The organism is Corynebacterium sp. HMSC074C05 (assembly GCF_001838325.1).
In the GTDB taxonomy this organism is placed as follows: domain Bacteria; phylum Actinomycetota; class Actinomycetes; order Mycobacteriales; family Mycobacteriaceae; genus Corynebacterium; species Corynebacterium amycolatum.
In genome coordinates, this window is the sequence record NZ_KV836292.1 from 207,157 (window position 1) to 229,069 (window position 21,913).

General features: G+C 58.9%; 21 protein-coding genes. 16 read left to right on the forward strand and 5 right to left on the reverse strand.

Going from position 1 to position 21,913, the window contains the following annotated elements; translation table 11 throughout:
* Nucleotides 1-124 precede the first annotated feature (124 nt).
* Entirely contained in the window at nt 125-964 is an 840-nt protein-coding gene (locus HMPREF3042_RS07115) for a tyrosine recombinase XerC (RefSeq protein ID WP_371440725.1), read from the forward strand.
* Here the strand turns inward: HMPREF3042_RS07115 and HMPREF3042_RS07120 are convergent.
* Nucleotides 961-1,482: a murein hydrolase activator EnvC family protein gene (locus tag HMPREF3042_RS07120; protein ID WP_082149844.1), complete on the reverse strand. Its 522-nt coding sequence runs from the start codon at nt 1,480-1,482 to the stop codon at nt 961-963. The two genes, HMPREF3042_RS07115 and HMPREF3042_RS07120, sit on opposite strands and share 4 nt — an antisense overlap.
* 376 nt (nt 1,483-1,858) lie before the next feature.
* Here HMPREF3042_RS07120 and rpsB point away from each other — a divergent pair, with 376 nt between their 5' ends.
* The 5 genes from rpsB to HMPREF3042_RS07145 all read left to right on the forward strand — a co-directional run bounded on the left by rpsB (nt 1,859) and on the right by HMPREF3042_RS07145 (nt 6,057).
* On the forward strand, nt 1,859-2,680 hold the full coding sequence (rpsB, locus tag HMPREF3042_RS07125) for a 30S ribosomal protein S2 (protein ID WP_038628671.1): 822 nt from the start codon (nt 1,859-1,861) through the stop codon (nt 2,678-2,680).
* A gap of 55 nt (nt 2,681-2,735) precedes the next feature.
* Nucleotides 2,736-3,563, forward strand: coding sequence for a translation elongation factor Ts (gene tsf, locus HMPREF3042_RS07130; RefSeq protein ID WP_048735543.1), 828 nt, complete (start codon nt 2,736-2,738; stop codon nt 3,561-3,563).
* Between the two features lie 182 nt (nt 3,564-3,745).
* Entirely contained in the window at nt 3,746-4,471 is a 726-nt protein-coding gene (gene pyrH / locus HMPREF3042_RS07135) for a UMP kinase (protein ID WP_070429358.1), read from the forward strand.
* Nucleotides 4,472-4,554: 83 nt separating this feature from the next.
* On the forward strand, nt 4,555-5,112 hold the full coding sequence (gene frr / locus HMPREF3042_RS07140) for a ribosome recycling factor (protein ID WP_038628675.1): 558 nt from the start codon (nt 4,555-4,557) through the stop codon (nt 5,110-5,112).
* Between the two features lie 39 nt (nt 5,113-5,151).
* Nucleotides 5,152-6,057 carry a phosphatidate cytidylyltransferase gene (locus tag HMPREF3042_RS07145; RefSeq protein ID WP_048735546.1) on the forward strand — a complete coding sequence of 302 codons (906 nt, stop codon included), beginning with the start codon at nt 5,152-5,154 and terminating at the stop codon, nt 6,055-6,057.
* A 21-nt stretch (nt 6,058-6,078) separates the two neighbouring features.
* Here HMPREF3042_RS07145 and HMPREF3042_RS07150 read toward each other — a convergent pair whose 3' ends face one another.
* Nucleotides 6,079-6,507, reverse strand: a complete 429-nt coding sequence (locus HMPREF3042_RS07150) for a lipopolysaccharide assembly protein LapA domain-containing protein (protein WP_070856672.1) — start codon at nt 6,505-6,507, stop codon at nt 6,079-6,081.
* Between the two features lie 117 nt (nt 6,508-6,624).
* Here HMPREF3042_RS07150 and rlmN point away from each other — a divergent pair, with 117 nt between their 5' ends.
* Nucleotides 6,625-7,722: a dual-specificity RNA methyltransferase RlmN gene (rlmN, locus tag HMPREF3042_RS07155; protein ID WP_049189669.1), complete on the forward strand. Its 1,098-nt coding sequence runs from the start codon at nt 6,625-6,627 to the stop codon at nt 7,720-7,722.
* A gap of 117 nt (nt 7,723-7,839) precedes the next feature.
* Here the strand turns inward: rlmN and HMPREF3042_RS07160 are convergent, their stop codons facing one another.
* Nucleotides 7,840-8,241, reverse strand: a complete 402-nt coding sequence (locus tag HMPREF3042_RS07160; protein ID WP_038628682.1) for a DUF2631 domain-containing protein — start codon at nt 8,239-8,241, stop codon at nt 7,840-7,842.
* Nucleotides 8,242-8,456: 215 nt separating this feature from the next.
* Here HMPREF3042_RS07160 and HMPREF3042_RS07165 point away from each other — a divergent pair, with 215 nt between their 5' ends.
* The 4 genes from HMPREF3042_RS07165 (at nt 8,457) to HMPREF3042_RS07180 (ending at nt 14,043) form a co-directional block, all read left to right on the forward strand.
* On the forward strand, nt 8,457-9,689 hold the full coding sequence (locus HMPREF3042_RS07165) for a M50 family metallopeptidase (protein WP_048735558.1): 1,233 nt from the start codon (nt 8,457-8,459) through the stop codon (nt 9,687-9,689).
* 59 nt (nt 9,690-9,748) lie between these two features.
* Entirely contained in the window at nt 9,749-11,596 is a 1,848-nt protein-coding gene (locus tag HMPREF3042_RS07170; protein ID WP_070856673.1) for a penicillin-binding transpeptidase domain-containing protein, read from the forward strand.
* 68 nt (nt 11,597-11,664) lie between these two features.
* Nucleotides 11,665-12,576: a type I methionyl aminopeptidase gene (gene map, locus HMPREF3042_RS07175; RefSeq protein ID WP_070856674.1), complete on the forward strand. Its 912-nt coding sequence runs from the start codon at nt 11,665-11,667 to the stop codon at nt 12,574-12,576.
* A gap of 3 nt (nt 12,577-12,579) precedes the next feature.
* Nucleotides 12,580-14,043 (forward strand): cobyric acid synthase, encoded by a 1,464-nt coding sequence (locus HMPREF3042_RS07180; RefSeq protein ID WP_070856675.1) that lies wholly within the window; start codon nt 12,580-12,582, stop codon nt 14,041-14,043.
* Here the strand turns inward: HMPREF3042_RS07180 and mtr are convergent.
* Entirely contained in the window at nt 14,040-15,464 is a 1,425-nt protein-coding gene (gene mtr / locus HMPREF3042_RS07185) for a mycothione reductase (RefSeq protein WP_141764792.1), read from the reverse strand. The two genes, HMPREF3042_RS07180 and mtr, sit on opposite strands and share 4 nt — an antisense overlap.
* Before the next feature lie 69 nt (nt 15,465-15,533).
* Nucleotides 15,534-16,574, reverse strand: coding sequence for an alpha/beta hydrolase (locus HMPREF3042_RS07190; protein WP_070856677.1), 1,041 nt, complete (start codon nt 16,572-16,574; stop codon nt 15,534-15,536).
* Between the two features lie 165 nt (nt 16,575-16,739).
* Here HMPREF3042_RS07190 and mqo point away from each other — a divergent pair, with 165 nt between their 5' ends.
* The 5 genes from mqo to HMPREF3042_RS07215 all read left to right on the forward strand — a co-directional run.
* The gene (mqo, locus tag HMPREF3042_RS07195) at nt 16,740-18,236 is read left to right on the forward strand and encodes a malate dehydrogenase (quinone) (protein ID WP_038628692.1); all 1,497 of its coding nucleotides are present in this window, start codon (nt 16,740-16,742) and stop codon (nt 18,234-18,236) included.
* A 93-nt stretch (nt 18,237-18,329) separates the two neighbouring features.
* On the forward strand, nt 18,330-19,493 hold the full coding sequence (locus tag HMPREF3042_RS07200) for a magnesium chelatase ATPase subunit I (RefSeq protein ID WP_070856678.1): 1,164 nt from the start codon (nt 18,330-18,332) through the stop codon (nt 19,491-19,493).
* Nucleotide 19,494: 1 nt separating this feature from the next.
* The gene (locus HMPREF3042_RS07205; protein ID WP_070856755.1) at nt 19,495-20,277 is read left to right on the forward strand and encodes a vWA domain-containing protein; all 783 of its coding nucleotides are present in this window, start codon (nt 19,495-19,497) and stop codon (nt 20,275-20,277) included.
* Nucleotides 20,258-20,878 (forward strand): cob(I)yrinic acid a,c-diamide adenosyltransferase, encoded by a 621-nt coding sequence (gene cobO, locus HMPREF3042_RS07210; RefSeq protein WP_070856754.1) that lies wholly within the window; start codon nt 20,258-20,260, stop codon nt 20,876-20,878. Before HMPREF3042_RS07205 ends, cobO begins: the two co-directional genes overlap by 20 nt.
* Nucleotides 20,872-21,913 (forward strand): cobyrinic acid a,c-diamide synthase CobB (locus HMPREF3042_RS07215; RefSeq protein ID WP_070856679.1); only part of this gene is annotated, 1,042 nt, incomplete at its 3' end. The genes cobO and HMPREF3042_RS07215, both read left to right, overlap by 7 nt.

Below are 21,913 nucleotides of genomic sequence, written 5' to 3' on the forward strand. Positions count from 1 at the left end.
TCCGCTGTCTGGTGAGGCCTTGCGGCGTGCATCTACTAAGGTCAGAACCGTGAAGCGCGCAACCGATAAAGACGACACGGCTGAGCCGGATTTCGGGTTATCCGCCAATATTGAGGCCGTACTCATGGATTTTCTCGATGAGCTGACTTATTCCCGCAGACTCTCCGGTGCAACCGTCCGCGCCTATCGAGCCGATCTCATCCCTCTCCTCGCCGGCCTGAACCACATCAGTGAACTCTCCACCCCGGTCATCCGTGCGCACCTCGGCGCGAAGCATGCGGAGGGGGCTGCGCGGTCATCACTGGCTCGCTTAACGACGTCTATTCGGCAGTTCTGTAGTTGGCTTGTAGCTCGGAAACTTCTCGATGCTGATCCGTCGCTGCGGCTGTCAACACCGAAGAAGCATCAGCATCTCCCGGAAGTGCTGTCGCCGGAGAAGGTTGAGGCAGCAATCGAGAAAGTCTCTTCTGAGGACAGCGCAGTAGCGGCACGCGACTTGGCCATCGTGGAACTGCTGTATGCCACTGGGATGCGTGTAGAGGAGCTGTGCAAGGCCGACGTCTCTGATGTGGACTTCTCCCGCCACATCATCTCGGTAGTGGGTAAGGGTAACAAGCAGCGCATCGTGCCCTTTGGGGCGCCAGCGGGGGCGGCGCTCAAAGGCTGGGTCCAGGTGCGTGGAAACTTTCATGCTTCCGCACAGGCTGAACATGCGCTTTTTCTCGGTGTGCGTGGAGGTAGGTTGAATCCGCGGCAGGTGCGCCGAGTTATTCATAAATGGGCTGATGTTTCACCGCATGCGCTTCGGCACTCTGCGGCCACGGCCATGGTGGAAGGTGGCGCTGACTTGCGTGTGGTGCAGGAGATGCTCGGCCATTCGAGTCTGGCGACCACACAGATTTATACCCACGTCTCAGCGGACCGCCTCCGTGAAGTGCATAAGCGGGCACATCCGCGCGCTTAACTGCGCACGGGCTTGAGTACGATTGGCCTCCGCTGTATCAAATCCAGCGGATTGAGATAGTCCTTGCCGCGCAGCGCACCCCAATGCAGGCCCGGTTCGGGATGATTGGCGCTGACCACAAGATGGCCAATCACCTGGCCTGCGGCCACGCGGTCTCCCTTTTCTAGTGCGGTATCTATGGGCTGATAGGTTGTGCGGATGCCATCGGCGTGCATGATCGACACGGAAGTCATTCCAGCAATCGAACCGGCGAAATGCACCACACCGGGCGCTGAGGCACGGATTGGCTGGCCCGGGGAGGCGTCCAGGTCAACTCCGCGGTGTCCAGGCTGCCAGCGTTTTTCCGGTCGGGCGTAGTCACGTAGAACTTTGCCGTGGACAGGGAAGGTATGCGCAATAGTGGATACTGGTTCGCCGGTAGCTGTAGGTGGGCTTGGGGGTGTTGTTAGCGCGACAGCGAGCACGAATAGCGCTAATGTGCGCATTAGCGAGCGCCTGAAACTCTGCTTGGTCGTCATGCGCGATAGTGTGGCGGACGCTGCACTCGTCGACAAGCGGCAGTGCATTGCAAACGGTTCTAGCTGTGGATGACTTTTTGCCCTGTGGATAGCAGGGTGTGTCAGATATTGCGACCTGCGCGATGTATCAGATAAGATTACGCTCGCGGTGTCTGCCTTAATGGGCGGTCATTAGCACAAAGACTACGCGCGCGACCCATTCCGGCTGGTTCACGGGTGCTCGGCAGGATATCTGTCGGGTGTGAGGCAGCGGGGGAGCGCTAGGGCACAGGGAAAGCCTGTGCGTGAACTGTAACCACCTATATCGGATAAGAAAGGAAGGGAAGCAGCCGCAGCCCTAGTCAGGCTGGACGTGAGGATCTTCCCTGAATATGACATGGCTGTTGTATCCATGCGAGAACTGCTCGATGCAGGTGTCCACTTCGGTCACCAGACCCGTCGTTGGAACCCGAAGATGAAGCGTTTCATCTTCACCGAGCGCAATGGCATCTACATCATCGACCTGCAGCAGACCCTGACCTACATCGACGAGGCTTTCGAGTTCGTCAAGGAGACTGTCGCTCACGGTGGCAACATCCTGTTCGTCGGTACCAAGAAGCAGGCTCAGGAAGCCGTTCAGAACGAGGCAGAGCGCGTTGACATGCCGTACGTCAACCACCGCTGGCTCGGCGGTATGCTGACCAACTTCGCCACCGTTTCCAAGCGCCTGGCTCGCCTGAAGGAGCTTCAGGCAATGGACGCTGCTGAGAACGGCTACGAGGGTCGCGGCAAGAAGGAAATCCTGATGCTGACCCGTGAGCGCACCAAGCTGGAGCGCACCCTGGGCGGTATTCGCGACATGTCCAAGGTTCCGTCCGCACTGTGGATTGTTGACACCAACAAGGAGCACATCGCTGTCTCCGAGGCTAAGAAGCTGGGCATTCCGGTTGTTGCCATCCTGGACACCAACTGCGACCCGGATGACGTTGATTTCCCGATCCCGGGCAACGACGACGCAATCCGCGCTGCTTCCGTGCTGACCCGCATCATCTCCACCGCTGTTGAAGAGGGCCGCAAGGCTCGCGCTGAGCGCGAGGCCAACGCTGCTCGCGAAGCAGCAGGCGACGCTCCGATCGAGTCCGCCGCTGAGAACACCGACCAGGCTGCAGAGATGGACGCCGAGGGCTCCGCTGCAACTGAGACGGCATCCGCTGAGTAAAGCTGAACTTTCTAACCACCACAAGTTCTAACCACCACAAGGAGGAACGCCCAGCATGGCGAATTTCACTGCTGCTGACGTCAAGAAGCTCCGTGAGCTGACCGGCTCCGGCATGAAGGCTTGTAAGGACGCACTCGTCGAGACCGACGGCGATTTCGACAAGGCTGTCGAGATCCTGCGCATTAAGGGCGCAAAGGACGTCGGCAAGCGTGCAGAGCGCACCGCTGCCGAGGGCCTGATTGCTGTTTCTGGTAACACCATGGTCGAGGTCAACTCCGAGACTGACTTCGTTGCCAAGAACCAGGAGTTCATCGACTTCGCCAACAAGGTCGCCGACGCTGCCGCAGCAGTCAAGGCAAACTCCCCGGAAGAGCTCGCAGCAGCTGACCTCGACGGTCAGACCGCAGCTGAGGCTACCCAGGAGCTCTCCGCAAAGATCGGTGAGAAGCTGGAGCTGCGTCGCGCTGCTACTCTCGAGGGCGACAACATCGCTGTCTACCTGCACCGCCGTGCAGCAGACCTGCCGGCAGCTGTCGGTGTTCTGGTTGCTTACACCGGTGAGGGAGAGGGCGCTGCAGAGACTGCTCACGCAGCAGCTATGCAGGTTGCCGCTCTGAAGGCTCAGTACCTGTCCCGCGAGGATGTCCCGGCTGACCGCGTCGAGGCAGAGCGCGCTGTCTACGAGAAGATTACTCGCGAAGAGGGCAAGCCGGAGCAGGCTATCGCCAAGATCGTCGAGGGCCGTCTGAACGGCTTCTACAAGGACGTTGTTCTGCTGGAGCAGCCGTCCGTCGCTGACAGCAAGAAGACCGTTAAGCAGCTCATGGAAGAGGCTGGCGTTACCCTGACCGGTTTCGTCCGCTTCGAGGTTGGTCAGCACTAATTCGCTGTAATTTGTGCTCTAACCTCTAGCTGCTAGCTAGTGTGAATGCCCCATCCGATTGCTTCGGGTGGGGCATTTTGCTGCCATGTTGCAGACAATGCGGAGCGTCAAGTGTGCCTTGCTGTCGTGACCGGGTAGACTCGTCTGCGACTTTTTAAACGGTGTGAGAAAGGTGCATGGTCATGGCAGAATCTGTCGAGCGCAATGGCTTCAAACGTGTGATGCTCAAGCTCGGTGGTGAGATGTTCGGTGGCGGCAAGGTTGGCGTTGACCCGGACGTGGTGCAAAACGTTGCCCGACAGATTGCGGAAGTTTCCCGAAAGGGCGTCGAGGTCTGTGTCGTCATCGGCGGAGGTAACTTCTTCCGTGGCGCACAGCTTCAGCAGCGCGGCATGGACCGCGCACGCTCTGACTACATGGGCATGCTGGGCACGGTCATGAACTGCCTGGCTCTGCAGGACTTCCTCGAGCAGGAGGGCGTGGACTGCCGCGTTCAAACTGCAATCAACATGGCACAGGTCTCGGAGCCGTACCTGCCGTTGCGTGCTAAGCGCCACCTGGAGAAGGGCCGCGTGGTCATCTTTGGTGCAGGTATGGGTATGCCGTACTTCTCCACCGACACCACCGCCGCCCAGCGCGCCCTGGAGATCGGCTGCGAGGTACTGCTGATGGCCAAGGCCGTTGACGGTGTCTACACGGCCGACCCACGTGAGGTGCCGGACGCAGAGCTGTTCGACGACATCACCCACCGTGAGGTTCTGGAACGCGACCTGCGCGTTGCGGATGCCACCGCTTTCTCCCTGTGCATGGACAACAACATGCCGATTCTCGTGTTTAATCTGCTTACCGACGGAAACATTGCGCGCGCGGTAGCCGGTGAGCAAATCGGTACTCTCGTCCACAGCTGATAAATTTGTTCGTAATACGTTCTTTCCACAGAGCGCTCTAGAACTATCTAGAACCCGCGTAGAAACCCGAGGTTAAAAACACAATGATTGATGAAGTCCTGCTTGACTGTGAAGAAAAGTACGGTAGCTCCGTAGAACACTGCCGCGAGGAGCTGACCCACATTCGCACTGGCCGTGCGAACCCGGCGATGTTCAACGGCGTTATTGCGGAGTACTACGGTGTTCCGACTCCGATTACCCAGATGGCTACCATTTCGGTTCCAGAGCCGCGCATGCTGCTGATTAAGCCGTATGAGCTGAGCGTCATGGGCGACATCGAAAACGCGATTCGCAACTCCGACCTGGGTGTGAACCCGACTAATGATGGCCAGGTCCTGCGCGTAACTATCCCGCAGCTGACCGAGGAGCGTCGTCGTGAGATGGTTAAGGTCGCACGTTCGAAGGGCGAAGACGCCAAGATCGCGATTCGCAATGTCCGTCGTAAGGGCATGGAAACTCTGAAGAAGATTCAGAAGGACGGCGACGCTGGCGAGGACGAGGTGCAGGCAGGCGAAAAGGAGCTGGACCAGGTCACCAAGAACTACGTCGAGCAGGTGGACTCCTTGGTTGAACGCAAGGAAGCGGAACTGATGGAGGTTTAGGCCTTCATATTCAACCGGGAGAGGGGATTTGAGGCGCCAATGCCAACGTCGAAGCCAGCGTCCAATAAGGAACGTGTTCTAGACGAACTACGGCTTATTAAGCCACGCAACTCAGCAGGTCGGAACCTGCCGGTTGCAATTACGGTGGGCGTAGCACTTGGTGCAGTCGTCATCATCGGCTTGCTGCTGGGGGCGCTCGCCTGGACCGTTCTGGTCGCCGCGGCGGTTGGTCTCGCAACCTGGGAGGTCTGCGAGCGGCTCCGTGAGTCCGATTGGCAGGTCCCTCGCCCGGTATTGATTCTCGGCGGACAGCTGATGGTGTGGTTGTCCGCCTACTGGGGGATTGACGGTTTGGTGATGGGCCTGGCCGCGACCCTGATGCTCTTGCTGGTCGTCCGCCTGTTCTTACACGGGATGGCCGAAGCACCACGGAACTGGCTGCGAGATGTCGCAGTCGGAGTTTTCGTGATGATGTGGATTCCGTTCTTTGCCGCGCTAGCTGTGCAGCTGGTACGCATGGACAATCCTTGGGGGGTTGATCCGCGTCTGGTCATTGTGACCTTCATGATTGGCGTTATTTCAAATGACGTCGGAGGCTATGCCGCTGGTGTAATGTTCGGAAAGCATCCGATGGCCCCAAAGGTAAGCCCTAAAAAATCCTGGGAAGGGTTCGGCGGCTCTCTTGTACTCGCCACCATTACTGGAGCGCTCTGTGCGATCTTTATGTTGCACGCGCCGTGGTGGCAGGGCATCGTGCTGGGCATCGCCCTGGTTATCTCGGCTACGCTTGGTGACCTGATGGAGTCCCAGTTCAAACGAGATCTGGGGATTAAAGATATGTCCTCGATTTTGCCGGGCCACGGCGGTCTGATGGACCGCCTGGATGGCATGCTGCCATCAGCCGCGATGACGTGGCTGATATTGCAGCTATTCAGCCTAGTTTAATTTGGCTGGTTCAATCGGCCTTTAGTTGTCGCCCTTACGAATCTGGCGGCGCAGATCAAACATTCGCCAGCCACCGATGAGTGCGGTGATGAGGGCGCCGAGGATGGCAGCGAACAGCATTCCGACGCCGACTGGGAAGTTCCAGGTCCAGCCGAACAGGTTTAGTGCGGTCTCCTGCTGATTCTGCAGAATGAACACCAGCAGTACGATCAGCAAAACTGCACTGATGACCAGGCCAATCCACATTGAGCCCGCAGTGGTCTTTTTCACCTTACGCTGGCCAGGGGCGGGCGCTGGCTCCGGTGAGGAGTTCTTCTCTGTCGGCGCGTCAACGACTGGCTCTGGAAGGTTGTCCTGCTCAGGTGCAGGAGCCACGGAATCATTTGGGGAGTACGACGGGGCATCGTCGAAAAGCGGACTGTCGTTATTCGGCTGATTAGCGTTAGTCATACCTATCATTCAACACGTTTTGGCAGGTATGTACCACTTATAAAGGTCCACTTAGTTGCGGCTGCCGAGTCACTCATTAGGCCAAAACCGTCATTACATGCGAAAATGGGTGCCATCATGGCATCTTCACTTCCAATCGTTCTTAAAGCTCCACGTCGCGGCATGCCCGCGACCCATTTTGCGGACCTCGATGTTGAGGAACGGAAGGCTGCGGTCAAGGAACTGGGCCTGCCGGCCTTCCGTGCCGATCAGATTGCCCGGCACTATTACGGTCGGCTTGAGGCTGACCCTATGACGATGACTGACCTGCCAGAAGCAGATCGTCAAAAGGTCAAGGACAGTCTCTTCCCACCTCTGTTGACTCCCGTTCGCCACATCACCTGTGATGACGGCGAGACTCGTAAGACTCTGTGGCGTGCAGGTGACGGTACGCTGCTGGAATCCGTGCTGATGAAGTACCCGGGGCGTGCGACCCTCTGTATTTCCTCACAGGCCGGTTGCGGTATGGCATGCCCATTCTGCGCGACGGGGCAAGGCGGTCTGCAGCGTAATCTCTCCACTGCGGAGATTGTCGACCAGGTGCGTGAGGCCGCTGCCACTATGGCAGCTGAGGGCGGTCGTCTGACCAACATCGTATTCATGGGCATGGGCGAGCCGCTCGCGAACTACAATCGTGTTCTCGCCGCCGTCCATCGCATCACGCGGCCCTCGCCGGAGGGATTTGGCATCTCGATGCGCAATGTCACCGTCTCTACGGTTGGTTTCGCGCCGAATATCCGACGGCTTGCCGACGAGGACCTGTCAGTAACTCTCGCGGTGTCTCTGCATACTCCGGATGACGAGCTTCGCGACGAGCTGGTACCGATCAACAATCGCTTTACAGTGGCCGAGGTACTTGATGCAGCTCGCTACTACGCAGACAAGACAGGCCGTCGCGTATCTATTGAGTACGCTTTGATTCGCGATATTAACGACCAGGATTGGCGTGCAGACCTGTTGGGTAAGAAGCTCCACAATGCTCTGGGCTCACGTGTCCACGTCAACCTAATCCCGCTCAACCCAACTCCGGGTTCGAAGTGGGACGCCTCCCCGAAGAAGCAGCAGGAGGAGTTCGTCCGCCGCGTACAGGCCCAGGGGGTACCGTGCACGGTCCGCGATACCCGTGGCAACGAGATTGCGGCAGCGTGTGGTCAGCTGGCGGCCGAAGAGGTTTAGCCGACAAATAGCAAAAGATCCGCACCGAATTCGGTGCGGATCATTTTGTGCGCTGTAGCGCTATAGAGCTGTTGCTATAGAGCTGTTAGGCCAGACTTTCTGCAAAAGCGGCTAACTCTACTGGTTCTGGCCTTCGGGCAGGCGGTTCCAGGAGCGCAGCTGAGAGTCGGTCAGGTTAGCGTAGACGCCAGTACCGTTAACCTGGTCACGTGCCCACTCCGGCTCAATGTGGCCTTCCGGCTTGTTGTGACCGGTAACGGTGCGGACCTGAGAACCCTGCGGGGCGAACAACTGCAGCAGCAGGCCAATAGCAATCAGGGCGGCGATGGCGACCAGCCACCAGTTCTCGACGTTGCCCTTGTGGTTACCAATGGTCATACCCAGCAGGAAAATCACGGAAATCCAGCCGGCCTTCTGCATAGCGCTCTTGCTAATGCCGTGCCAGCCCCACTTCGCCGACGGCTCGTCGAGGGTGCTGACGCCGCGGTAAATCTCTTCCTTTGGCTCGTGGTTGCTCACTTGAAAGTCCTCCTGTAAACACTTTCGGCGAATTGCACTCTATATGCACTTCAGTCTATCTGCGATTTTGCTGAAAGCGACTGAGCGCATTTTCAGACAATCTTGAGTATCGGGTGTAAGGATACCTTAGAACTTACTGAAATTGGGACTTCGCCCGGCCGGAAACTCTCCGCCGGTGTTCTGGTTTGCCCAAAGTGGGGGTAGGGTGAGCACTCGTGACATTTCTTCTTGGAGTTTTACTCTTCGCAATCGGCATCGCGGTGACAATCGCCCTTCACGAATGGGGCCATCTCACCGCAGCTCGACTGTGTGGAATGCAAGTGCGTCGGTACTTCATTGGTTTCGGCCCAACGCTGTTTTCCTTCAAGCGGCATCACGCTGCGGCAGGAGGGCATGACACCGAGTATGGAGTAAAGGCAGTTCCGTTTGGCGGATTCTGCGACATCGCAGGTATGACCGCTATGGATCCAATCGATCCTGCCGAAGAGCCCTACGCCATGTACAAGAAGCCGTGGTGGCAGCGCATTATCGTGATGCTCGGTGGGGTGGCGATGAACCTCATCGTTGGATTCATCATTCTTTACTTCATCGCAGTGACGTGGGGTTTGCCCAACATGGGTAAGGAAATGGCCCCGCGTATTCAGGCGGTACAGTGCGTCTCGCCGGCACAGCGGGCCGACGGCACTCTGGAGCCCTGCACTGGTTCCGGTCCTGCAGAGCGCGCAGGGCTACGTGCCGGAGATGTGATTGAGAAGATTAATGGCACCAAGATTACGTCCTACCCCGAGGCTGTGTCGCTTATTGGCAGCTCTGCAGGTGGCGACATCAAAATGACCATCGACCGCAATGGCAGCGCCCAGACGGTCACGGTCACCCCGGAAGTCGTCAAACGCAAGACTAACGACGGCCAGGACATCGACCAGCCTGCGATTGGTATCGCCTTCCAGCGACCAGAGACTATCCTCCACGAGTACAACGCAGTGACCGCCATCGGCGGTGCGGCCAGCTTCACAGGCAGTCTTTTTGGGGCGGTTTGGAATGGGCTGCTCTCCATCCCGGAGAAGGTTCCCGGTGTGGTTGCGTCCATCTTCGGTGCTCAGCGTGACCCGGCCAGCCCAATGAGCGTCGTCGGCGCTTCGCGTGCCGGCGGTGAATTGGTGGAGATGAACCAGTGGCCGTCATTCTTCCTATTGCTGGCCAACCTCAATTACTTCCTGGCCGTGTTCAACCTCGTGCCGTTGCCGCCACTCGACGGTGGCCACATCGCCGTTGTTATTTATGAACGCATTCGAGACGTGATTCGCAAGGCATTCGGTAAGCCAGCGCTTGGGCCTGCCGATTACACCAAACTCATGCCAATTACTATGGCCTTTACCGCGGTTTTGCTGGTCTTCGGCGTTCTGGTCATGGCCGCTGACGTGGTCAATCCAATTGTGCTGAACCGCTGATAGCAGGTTGCGGCGTGCCAGCGTCGTCGTAAAGCAAAGCGGTGCTAACGTCAGCCCACATGGAACAAACTTCGCGCCGCAAGCCCCTGCTTCGCAGTATCTCGGCTGTGGCAATCACGGGTCTGGTGTTGTCATCCGCCGCGTGTACGCCGCGGCCTGACACCGGGCGCGAGGTGCTAGAGGAATTCCTGGGGGCGCTGGCGGGAGGGGACGTTACTAAGGCGGCGGCACTGACTGATCACCCGGACTCCGCTGAAGGAGATCTGAAGGCGGCCACTGACGGCCTCCAGTCGGAGGGGCTTGACTACGAGATCGAGGGTATCGATACCAGCTCGAATCAGTCCTCGGCCGAAGTCACCATGAATTGGCAGCTGCCACATCAGCGACGCTGGGGCTATGACACTACTTTCACGCTGACCAAGACTGAGTCGGGGCAACGGGATTGGGCACTGCGCTGGTCGCCAGCATCACTGCATCCACAGCTGGGGCGAAACCAGCACCCGGAGTTGCGCACTATCGCAGCTCCGCGTCCATCTGTAGTTGGCTCGGACGGTGCGGCCTTGCTCGAGCCAGGGACTGTGCACCGGGTAATTCTCCATCGTGATGGGGCGGAGAATGTGCAGTCGTCGATTAACCGGGCGGCGACGGTCATCAATAATGAAATGCCGGAAGACGGTCCGAAGCTTGACGCACGCGCTGTGGGGGAGCAGGCGAGCGGCGGAAAGGGTAATTTTTCGCTGATCGTGTTGCCGGGATCCACGCCACAGCGAGTCAAGGATGAGCTCGCGGACATCGACGGAATTTCTGTTAACGATGAAGCCGCTATGGTGCGACCCGACCCGGGGTTTGCGCCTGATTTGATGAGCCGCGTGGAAAAGCTAGTGGACACTGGTGATCACGGTGCCGATGGTTGGAATATCGTGGCGGCCAACGAGGGCGGAGCAGTCGTCGGCACGCTCTATGAGGTGTCTCCGGATGTAGCGCCGGCGGTGCAGGCATCAATTAGTAAAAAGGTGCAGGACGCAGCGCAAAAGGCCGTCGATACGCGGCAAGATGCTAAGGCAATGCTGGTGGCTGTACAGCCGTCTACGGGCAAGATTCTGGCGGTAGCACAGACGGCGGAAGCCGATAAGGACGGCGACCTTGCGCTGATGGGACAGTTCCCGCCGGGATCGACGTACAAGATTGTCACTGCCGCCGCAGGTGTGCAGCACGAGGGGCTAAATGCGGGATCGACTGTGCCGTGCCCAGGTTCGATGGAAATCGGGCCGCGAATTGTCACCAACTACAACGGAAGTAGTGTCGGGGATACCTCGCTGAGCGATGCCTTCGCGCGGTCTTGCAACACCACGTTCGGCAACATCTCCCACAAGTTGGAACCAGGGCAGTTCAAGGAGGAGTCCAAGAACTTCGGCATCGGAATCAACTATCACATCGCGGGCCTCGACACTATTACCGGCAGCGTGTCTGACGGTAGTGATGAAGTCGAGCGTATCGATGCGGGCTATGGACAGGGCAATGACTTGGCCAGCCCGTTTGGCATGGCGCTGGTTTCCGCGACGGTGGCGGCCGGGCGCACTCCGACGCCGTCACTCGTGCCAAGCGCGGGAACGTGGCAGTCCCAGACATCGAAACCGCTTCCACCTGAGGTTTTGAACGAGGTTCGCTCACTCATGCGGGCGGTGGTGACCTCTGGTACTGGTTCGGCCATTGCTGGTCGAGGTGAAGTCTACGCAAAGACCGGTGAGGCCGAGTACGCAGGCGGCTCGCATGCTTGGTTTACTGGCTACCGCGATGATTTGGCCTTTGCCACGCTCATCGTCGGAGGTGGTGGTTCGGAGCATGCCGTGGCGATTACCGATGCCTTCTTCGCCAATATGGATGAAGGGTCGGGGGACGAGGGCTAGAGCATTTCTGGCTTCGAAACCGGCACAGGCCGAAAGGCTAATCCGGGGGTAGGGGTAGAGTATGTTCCATGACTCAGCGTTCTCCACTTACTCAGCAAAAGTCCACGCCAATTCGCACTGTTCCGGCACATATTGAACGGCCGGAGTACGCCTGGAAGGACGAGGTTCAGGAAGGCGTCGGCGAGCCGCTGGTACAGACTCCGGAAGATATTGAAAATATGCGAGAGGTCTCTCGCATTGCTGCCAACGCGTTGGTGGAGGCCGGCAAGGCCGTAGCTCCGGGCGTGACCACGGATGAGATTGACCGGGTGGTGCACGAGTACCTGTTGGATCACGACACCTACCCGTCCACGCTGGGGTACCGCGGTTTCGAGAAGTCGTGCTGTGTGTCTCTTAATGAGATTGTCTGCCACGGTATTCCGGATACTCAGGTTATTGAAGACGGCGATATCGTCAATGTCGATGTCACCGGATACAAGAACGGCGTCCACGGTGACACCAACGCGACTTTCCTCGCGGGCAATGTCTCGGAGCAGCACCGTCAGCTGGTGGAGCGCACTTACAACGCCACCATGCGCGGCATTAAGGTCATTAAGCCAGGCCGTGAGATTAATGTCATCGGCCGCGTGATTGAGTCCTACGCTAAGCGTTTTGGATACAACACTGTTCGGGACTTCACCGGTCACGGTGTCGGGACCACGTTCCATAATGGTTTGATTGTGTTGCACTACGATGAGCCGAGCCAGGACACCATTTTCGAGCCGGGCATGACCTTGACTGTCGAGCCGATGATTAACCTCGGTGAGCTGCCTTACCACATCTGGGATAACGGCTGGACTGTGCAGAATGATGACTTCAAGTTCACCGCTCAGTTCGAGCACACGGTGCTGGTGACCTCCGACGGCTATGAAATCCTCACCCTGCCGGATGAGCAGAACGTGCCAGGCCAGTTCCAGACTGGTTGGAAGCCCGAGGCCTAAGCAGTGCAGGCTCCTGCAGCTCTGATTGCCGGCTGCACCTCAGATGCCGGTAAGTCGGTTCTGGTTGCCGGCATGTGTCGGTTGCTCGCGCGACGCGGAGTGCGCGTCGCGCCCTTCAAGGCGCAAAACATGTCCAATAATTGCGCTGTCACGCTCGACGGCGGCGAGATTGGGCGCGCGCAGGCTCTGCAGGCGTTGGCCTGTGGGCTGGAGCCGGATGTCTCCTTTAACCCGGTGCTTCTCAAGCCGGGCTCGGACCACACCAGTCAGGTGGTGGTGAAGGGCAAGGCCGATGGGCATGTGAGCGCTCTGACGTACCGGTCGCGGAGAAAAGCGCTGCGCGGAGTAGTTGCGGAGGCTTTGGAAGAGCTGCGGGGGCAGTTCGATGTCGTCCTGTGTGAAGGCGCTGGCAGTCCTGCCGAGGTCAATCTGCGAGAGTCAGACATCGCCAACATGGGGTTGGCAGAGCTCGCTGATTTGCCGGTTGTGGTCGCTGGTGACATCGACCGCGGTGGGGTGCTTGCACATTTCGTCGGCACGCATGCAATTCTGAGCGCCGAAGACCGCGCGCGGATTACCGGTTTTATTGTCAACAAGTTCCGGGGCGATGTTTCGCTGTTGACGCCGGGATTGGACGTAGTGCGTGAGTACACCGGTGTGCCCGTACTCGGCGTGGTGCCGTTTATTCCGGGGCTGTGGATCGATGCAGAGGATTCGCTCGGCACAGTCGCTGGTGCGTCGGTAGGGCCGGCGAACGCACCGCTGGGCACGGAAACGTTGTCCGTGGCCGCCATTCGCTTGCCGCGCGTGTCCAACGCCACCGATATCGAGGCGCTTGCCTGTGAACCAGGGGTACACGTGCAGTGGACGGTCGATCCGTCGGTCGTTGCTCGCGCCGACCTGGTCGTGTTGCCCGGGACGAAGTCGACGGTCGCTGATCTCAAGTGGTTGCGCGAGCGTGGGCTTGACGACGTGCTAGAGAACCGAGCCGCTCGGGGGCTACCGCTGATTGGCATCTGCGGCGGGTTCCAAATGCTCTGCACCACCATCACTGACTCGGTGGAGTCGGCAGCCGGGACCGTGAACGGGCTTGGCGTGTTCGACACCGACATTGAATTCGCGGGGACGAAGACACTGGTGAGTCACCCGGATGGCTCCTACGAAGTGCACAATGGACAGGTTGTGCGAAGCAGTGAACATCCTTTTATCGCTGAGCCTGAAGAAGGGGCGCGGCGTGGCATGGTGATGGGCACGCACCGCCACGGCTACCTGGAAAATGATCAGGCGCGCCGTGAGTTGCTGATGGAAGTGGCAGTTGCCGTCGGTCGGGACGGCTTCGAGGTCAGCTCTACTAGTTCGTTTGCCGCAGAACGGCTGCGGCAGGTCGACATGTTGGCCGATGCAGTCGAGGAGTACCTGGCTGGGCCGGCATTGGCCCAGGCCACAGGTATTGAGCAGCTGGGCTAGTTATCGAACTCCAGGCCCAGAATCGCGTTTTCAATCAGCTCGGGCAGCGCTGGGTGAATCCAGTGCTGGCCTGTGACAACTTCGCGCACATCCATCTCGAAGCTCATCATCTGGATGCACTGCTGCACTAGAGTGGCAGCCTGCTCGCCGATGAAGTGCGCACCCAGCAGGCGGCCGGTGGCGCGGTCCGCAATCAGTTTGGCAAAGCCGTCGCGATCCTCCAGTGCCCAGCCGTAGGCAACGTCGCCGTAATTCTGTACCTTCACGGTAATGTCCGTGCCATTTTCCGCAGCCCAGGCGCGAGCTTCGTCCTCGGGCATACCGACCTGACCGATCTGCGGATGTGAGAAGACTGCCGACGGAATGTAGCGGTGGTCAAATTCGCGCAGGTCCGACGGATTCAGCACGTTGTGGAAGACCACCTTGGCCTCATGGTTGGCAATATGCTTCAGCTGGTACGGGCTAGAGACATCGCCCAGCGCCCACACACCTTCGGCTGAGGTGCGACCGTACTGGTCAACCTTGATGCGACCATCGTCGTGCATCTCCACACCACCGGCTGCAAGATCCATACGGTCACCGTTGGGGATGCGTCCGGTTGCCACTAGCAGCGCATCGGCTGCGAGCTCCGTGCCGTCGTCAAGCGTGGCCGTGACGATCTGACCCTCCTGGGAGAGTTCAGTGATGGAGGTGTTCATACGGATGTCAATGTCGCGGGCGGCAACCTCGTGGAAACGCTCGGAGATAGCGGCATCTGAGCCACGCAGCATGACATCGGAGCGCACCAGCATGTGCACCTTCGTACCGAAGGATGCGAAGACGTGCGCGAACTCGCTAGCGATGTAGCCGCCGCCGACGACAATCATTTCGCGCGGAAGCTCGTCGACGCGCATGATGTTCTCGTTGGTGTAGTAATCCACCCCGGACTGTGTGATGAGGCCCGGGACATGCGGGCGGGAGCCTGCAGCGATGATGATGTTGTCGGCTGTGATGTCGACGGTTTCCTCGCCGATGCCGGTGCGAATAGTGCGGGGGCCGACGAACGTTGCATGACGGTCGTAGACATCGATATTGGGAGTCTCGTCCCCGCGGCGGTATTCCTCGCCGCCGTCCGCAATCTGGTCGACGCGCTGGGCAAAAACGCGATCCTGGATTTGCTTGAGATCAACGGAGTCGAAGGTGCCGTGCACACCCAGGCGGCTGGCCTCGCGGATGTTGCGGGCGGCATCAGCGGCCAGAACGAACATCTTGGTGGGAATACACCCAACGTTGAGGCAAGTACCGCCGAAACGTCCTTCCTCCACCAGAGCGATACGGACATTGTCGTAGGCTGGGGCTGGAATGGAATTGCCGGACCCGGTTCCGATAATGATGACGTCGTAGTGGCGTGGGGTAGTCTCAGGCGAATTCTCAGTGGTCACAAGCACTCCTAGCATTCTGGTCAAACTAGTTTGGTTCAACCGTACTGAATGCTGATTTATTCCGAGTTCCTATTTTGAGCTGCCTCCCGGCTTGACCGTGGCGAGGAACTGGAAGGTCTCATCAAAAGCGCGATCTAGTGCTTCGGGTTCCGAGAGATACACGTCATGGAGAGCACCCGGAATCGCGACGTTGCGAGCCTGCGGGCCCAGGTGGGCAGTGGCATCGGCAATTTGTTCAGTGTTGAGAACAGAGTCAACGCGACTGAGCTCCGGGGTGTAGTCGGAACCGAGAAGGTAGTTGTCCGAGTGGAGGACGAGCGTCGGCACGCCGGTGTCGATACCGCGGCTGACACGTTGCTGGCCGACGATGATGGCATTGAGCCAACGCCAGTTCTTGTCATGGCCAGCCAGCGGCTTGAAAGTGCGGTTGTACTCCCAGCGTCCCTGGTGGTCGGCGCTAATGGATTTGCCATAGCCGCCCGCAGACTGCACCGGAATAAGATTGTTGGGGCGAATCCGCGACATAACGCGAGCCACTAGCGAGTACACGGGAGCCTTTGCGCGGGAAACGTGCAGAGTCAGCCACGGTGAGTTCAAGACGGCAGCCGTGACGGAAATATTGGGTGCTTGCGGGCAATGGCCGCCTGTGCTTCGTAGCCAATCGAGCCAGAGAACGGCAATGAGACCGCCGGTGGAGTGCGCATTAACAGTGACAGTTGTATGACCGGCGTGGTCTAACACCGCGAGTGCGCCGTTGAGGTCCTCGAAGTAAGTCGTTAAATCACTGCAGCCATGCCAAGTCTGCCCCGGTTGGTGAGCGCGCCCGCACTTGCGCAGGTCAATGGCGTAAAACGCGTACCCTTCGGAGTGGTAACGCTCTGCCACGTGCTTTTGGAAGAAGTAGTCAGACATCCCGTGGATCCAAAGAACTGCCGGACGCGCTCGGAAGTCACTTGCCGACGAGTCGGGGCAGTAGCGCACCAAAACCGCGCGTACGAATCCCTCGCCGTCGGGGTCCTGGCCGAGTTCGATGACATGTTGGCTGTAGCCATCGCCTAGGTTATCGGGGTTAAAGGCGGGGGTAGTGAAATCGGGAATATCGGTAGTCACAGGGTCAAGCCTAGCGCCGATTACCGGGGGTAGTGTGAATGTGTGACACAATAGATTATGGACTGAGACGGTAGCTCTCTTTTGCGTCTTTAGTTGTGTGTGCGCGCATGTGAGCGAGCGCTAGTTTGAATCACTAATCAAGTTAGTAAGGATGTTGACAGCAAAATGGCTGATAACAAGCTTCCTGCCTCCAGTGGCGACGAGGTAGATGTCGTCCTCATCGGTGCAGGTGTAATGAGTGCGACGCTGGGTGTGCTGCTCAAGGAGCTCGAGCCATCCTGGTCACAGGTTCTGTTCGAGCGTCTCGATCAGCCCGCCAAGGAGTCTTCCTCCCCGTGGAACAACGCCGGTACGGGCCACTCTGCTCTGTGCGAGCTGAACTACACGCCGGAGAAAAACGGCAAGGTTGATGTCACCAAGGCTAAGACCATTAATGAGCAGTTCCAGGTTTCCCGCCAGCTGTGGACCTCGCTGATTGAAAACGGCACCCTGACTGACCCGAAGGAATTCATCAACCCGGTTGATCACACCACCTTCGCTCAGGGGCCGGAGCAGATGGCGTTCATGCGTCGTCGCTACGAGGCACTTGAGAAGGAGCCGCTGTTCCACGGTCAGGAGCTCATCGAGGATCCGGATCGTTTCGCAGAATACCTTCCGCTGATGTCGGAGGGGCGTGACTTCTCCAAGCCGGTCTCCGCTATTCGTAACCCGAACGGTACGGACGTTAACTTCGGTGCACTGACCAAGCAGTACCTGGCCGCACTGTCCGATATGGGTACTGAGATTCGCTACGGCCACGAGGTCACCGGTCTGAAGCGCGACGGTTCCAAGTGGATTGTCACCGTGAAGAACCTGCACACCAAGGACGTTCGCACCTTGGTTGCTAACTTCGTCTTCGTCGGTGCCGGCGGTGACGCGTTGCCGCTGCTGCAGAAGGCTCGTATTAACGAGATTCGTGGTTTCGGTGGCTTCCCAGTTTCCGGCCAGTGGCTGCGCTGCACCAACGAGGAAGTTATTGCCCAGCATGATGCCAAGGTCTACGGTAAGGCTTCCGTCGGCACGCCGCCTATGTCGGTTCCGCACCTGGACACTCGTGTTATCGACGGCAAGCGTGGTCTGCTCTTTGGTCCGTACGCCGGTTGGAATATGAAGTTCCTGAAGAACGGTAACAACCTGGACCTGATTAAGTCTCTGCGTCCGGCCAACCTGCCGTCCATGATGGGTGTTGGTGTCCAGGAGATGGGGCTGACCAAGTACCTGATTACTGAGGTTCTGAAGGACTTCGACGCACGTATTGAGTCCCTGCGTGAGTACGTCCCGAACGCTCGCCCGGAGGACTGGGAGCTGATTGTCGCTGGTCAGCGAGTCCAGGTCATTAAGCCGATGAAGGCTCCGGTCTTCGGTACCCTCGAGTTTGGTACCGCGGTCATCAACTCGTGGGACGGCACTATTGCCGGCCTGATGGGGGCCTCCCCGGGTGCTTCCATCGCTCCGGCCGTGATGATTAGCCTGATTGAGCGCTGCTTCGGCCGCCACATGGGCAAGTGGGCTCCGAAGCTGAAGGAGCTCGTCCCGTCCTACGGCACGCACCTGGCTGATGACCCGGCTCTGTTCAAGGAGGTCTGGGAGGCTTCCCAGAAGACCCTGAAGTTGGAGCGCTAAGCACTCCGCTGAAGAGCTTCAAAGAGTTCAATTAAGCCAACATTTTCTACCCCGCTGTGAGCCATCCGCTCCCAGTGGGGTAGAACTGTGTTTATGGAAAAAATCACGTCAGCTACCACTGCACAGACAGAGCCCACTTTTCCCTTTACTGCGATTGTCGGGCAGCAGCGACTACAGCTTGCGTTGATTCTGACCGCCCTATCCCCGGAGATTGGCGGCGTGGTCATCCGCGGTGAGAAGGGCACAGCCAAGACCACTACGGTCCGCGCATTGGCGCCATTTCTCAGCGGATCGTTGGTGAACCTGCCACTCGGCGCTACGGAGGATCGAGTCGTAGGCTCTATCGACGTGGAGACTGTGCTAACCACCGGACACGCACGGTTCAATCCGGGGCTACTCAGCGATGCTGATGGCGGCATTCTCTACGTCGACGAGATTAACCTGTTGCCGGACCACCTCGTTGACTCCGTTCTGGATGCTGCAGCCACCGGACGTGTGGTTGTTGAACGTGACGGCATTTCGCACTCTGCTACCTCCAGGTTCGTGTTGGTCGGCACGATGAACCCGGAAGAGGGTGAATTGCGTCCCCAACTTCTCGACCGCTTCGGTCTCGCCATCGACGTCACCGCCTCCAAGGATCCGGCCGTTCGCGCGGAGATCGTCGCCCGTCGACTCGACTTTGACGCCGACCCGGAGAACTTCGTCACGCGCTTCGCCGCCGACGACGATGTGCTGTACGCTCGCATCGATCGCGCACGCACACTGCTTGACGACGTCGAATTGACCCCCAACATTCTTGGTCAAATTGCAACCGTATGTGCTGCTTTTGATGTGGACGGGATGCGTGCTGACATCGTCATTGCGCGTACCGCCCGCGCTCACGCTGCATGGCGAGTAGCTGGGGATGAGTCGGCGCAGCCGGAACCGGGTAAGCCAATTGAGATCACTGCGGAAGACATTAGGGTAGCTGCAGAAATGGCACTGCCACACCGTCGTCGCCGTGACCCCTTTGATGAACCAGGATTGGACCAGGAGCAGCTCGATGATGCTCTGCAGGATGCAGAGGAGCAGTTCCGAGATGACCAGAATCAGCCAGAGTCGGATCCGGAGCCGGATCCGGAATCGTATCCAGAGCCCGAGGCTGGTCAGGTCTCCCAGTTCGACTCCAACTCCGAACCTCAGGAGCCACAACAGTCGAATTCCGCGGGATCGAAGGGAGGTCGCGCCGCTGAAGGCGCCCCCTTTCGCCGTTCGTAAAATCAGTGTCGACGGCGTCGGCCAAGGGGATTCCGGCCGTCGCTCCAAGGCCATTGGTCCCCGGGGCAGCACCATTGGCGCCGAACGTGGCGGTCATGGTCTCCACGTGCCGGCGACAGTGCTGGCCGCGGCCAATCGTGGCGCCCGCATTGGCGACTCCATAATCCCCCTGGAACCGGAAGACGTTCACGGCGCTATCCGACAGGGAACTGAGTCCAATCTGGTCGTCTTTGTCGTGGACACCTCAGGTTCCATGGCTGCACGCGACCGACTGGCAGCTGTCACCGGTGCGGTCACTTCGCTGCTGCGTGATGCCTACCAGAGCCGCGACAAAGTCGCTGTCATTACTTTCCGAGGCAACAGTGCCGAATTGGTTTTACCACCGACCAAGTCCATTGATACCGCGGTGCGTCGTCTCGCAGACGTCCGTACTGGTGGCCGAACCCCATTGGCCGAAGGACTGTTGAAGGCGCACGAAGTGGTGGTGCGGGAAGCGCGCCGGGAGCCCACGCGCCGCGCAATCATGGTGTTGCTCTCCGATGGCCGAGCAACGGGTAAAAATGGCTTGCAGCAGGCGAGGGCCGTGGCCGCAAAGATCCGTCGTCAAGCGTTGGCGGCGACGGTTGTTATCGACTGTGAGCGCTCTCGCGTGCGGCTGGGGTTGGCACAGGAAATCAGTATGGAATTGGGTGCCACCTGCATAAACCTCTCAGAACTCAATGCCGAAGCCGTGGCGGGCGTAGTCCATGCCTATCATCGAGACCATGGCACAAGGAAAACTTGACCCCAAATCAATTCCCAATGATGGACTGACCACCAGGCAGCGTCGCATGATTCCGATTACTGCGGTGCATACGGGCCCAGGTAAAGGCAAGTCCACCGCGGCATTCGGTATGGCGATGCGCGCGTGGAATCAGGGGATGAATATTGGTGTCTTCCAGTTTGTGAAGTCGGCAAAGTGGAAGGTTGGCGAGGAAGCTGTCATGCGTCGGTTGGGCACGCTTCACGACGAAACGGGAGAGGGCGGCCCGGTCGAATGGCACAAGATGGGCGAAGGCTGGTCTTGGTCGCGCAAGCAGGGCACCGAGGAGGACCACGCCGCAGCTGCTGCAGAGGGATGGCAGGAGATCAAGCGGCGCCTCGAAAATGAGGTGCACGACTTCTACGTTCTCGACGAGTTCACCTACCCAATCAAGTGGGGTTGGATTGATGTCGACGATGTGGTGGAAACATTGAAGAAGCGTCCTGGCCGCCAGCATGTGGTGATGACTGGCCGCGATGCGGATCCGAAGCTGGTGGAGGTCGCGGATCTGGTGACTGAGATGACCAAGATTAAGCACCCGATGGATGTCGGACGTAAGGGACAAAAGGGCATCGAGTGGTAGCACCTGGAATTGTCATCGCGGCGACAGCTTCAGGCACGGGAAAGACGACAATCTCCACGGGTCTGATGCGTGCACTGTCGCGTCGTCACGCGGTGGCACCTTTCAAAGTCGGACCCGACTATATTGATCCTGGCTATCACGGGGTAGCCGCTGGTCGTCCCGGGCGCAATCTGGATTCCTTTATGTGCTCGCCTGAGATGATCGGGCCGCTCTACGCACACGGAGCTGCCGACAGCGATATTGCGGTGGTCGAAGGTGTTATGGGGCTTTTCGACGGCCGCATTGGTGACGACCCGCTATCGGTGGAGGGGTCGACGGCCGAGATTGCCTCGCTGCTGGGACTGCCGGTGGTGCTGGTTATTGATGCCCGGCATATGTCGCAGTCGGCGGCGGCTGTTGTTCACGGTTTCTCCACGCTTCGCACTGACGTCCGTGTCAGTGGCGTGATTATTAATCAGGTGGGCAGCCCGCGGCATGCGGACATCATTACCCGTTCTGTGGAGGCCATGGGTGTCGAGGTGCTCGGCGCTATTCCGCGAGTGACTGATATTGAGGTTCCCAGCAGGCATTTGGGGCTGGTCACTGCAGTCGAGCAGGGTGAGCAGCTAGAAGCGGTCATTGAATCGATGGCCAACTTGGTGGAGACGTACATCGACATCGACCGGATTGTCCAGCTTGCCCGGCAGCCCTATCCAGCTGAGCCATGGGACCCCGCACAGTTCGTTGCACCGCTGGCTACTCAGCGCCGCGTGCGCGTGGCGGTCGCGGCGGGTCCTGCGTTCTCGTTTACCTATGCAGAGCACCGTGAGCTATTGCGGGCTGCTGGAGCCGACGTCGTGGATTTTGACCCATTGGTTGACGAACTGCCGGAAGCCGAAGGCTACATCGTGCCCGGTGGATTCCCGGAAGAGCATGCTGATGCGCTGTCTGTTCGCGATGACATTCGCCGGGATCTACGGCAGGCCGCCGACGATGGCGCACTGATTCACGGCGAATGTGCGGGGCTGCTCTGGCTGCTTGAAGATCTCGGTGGGC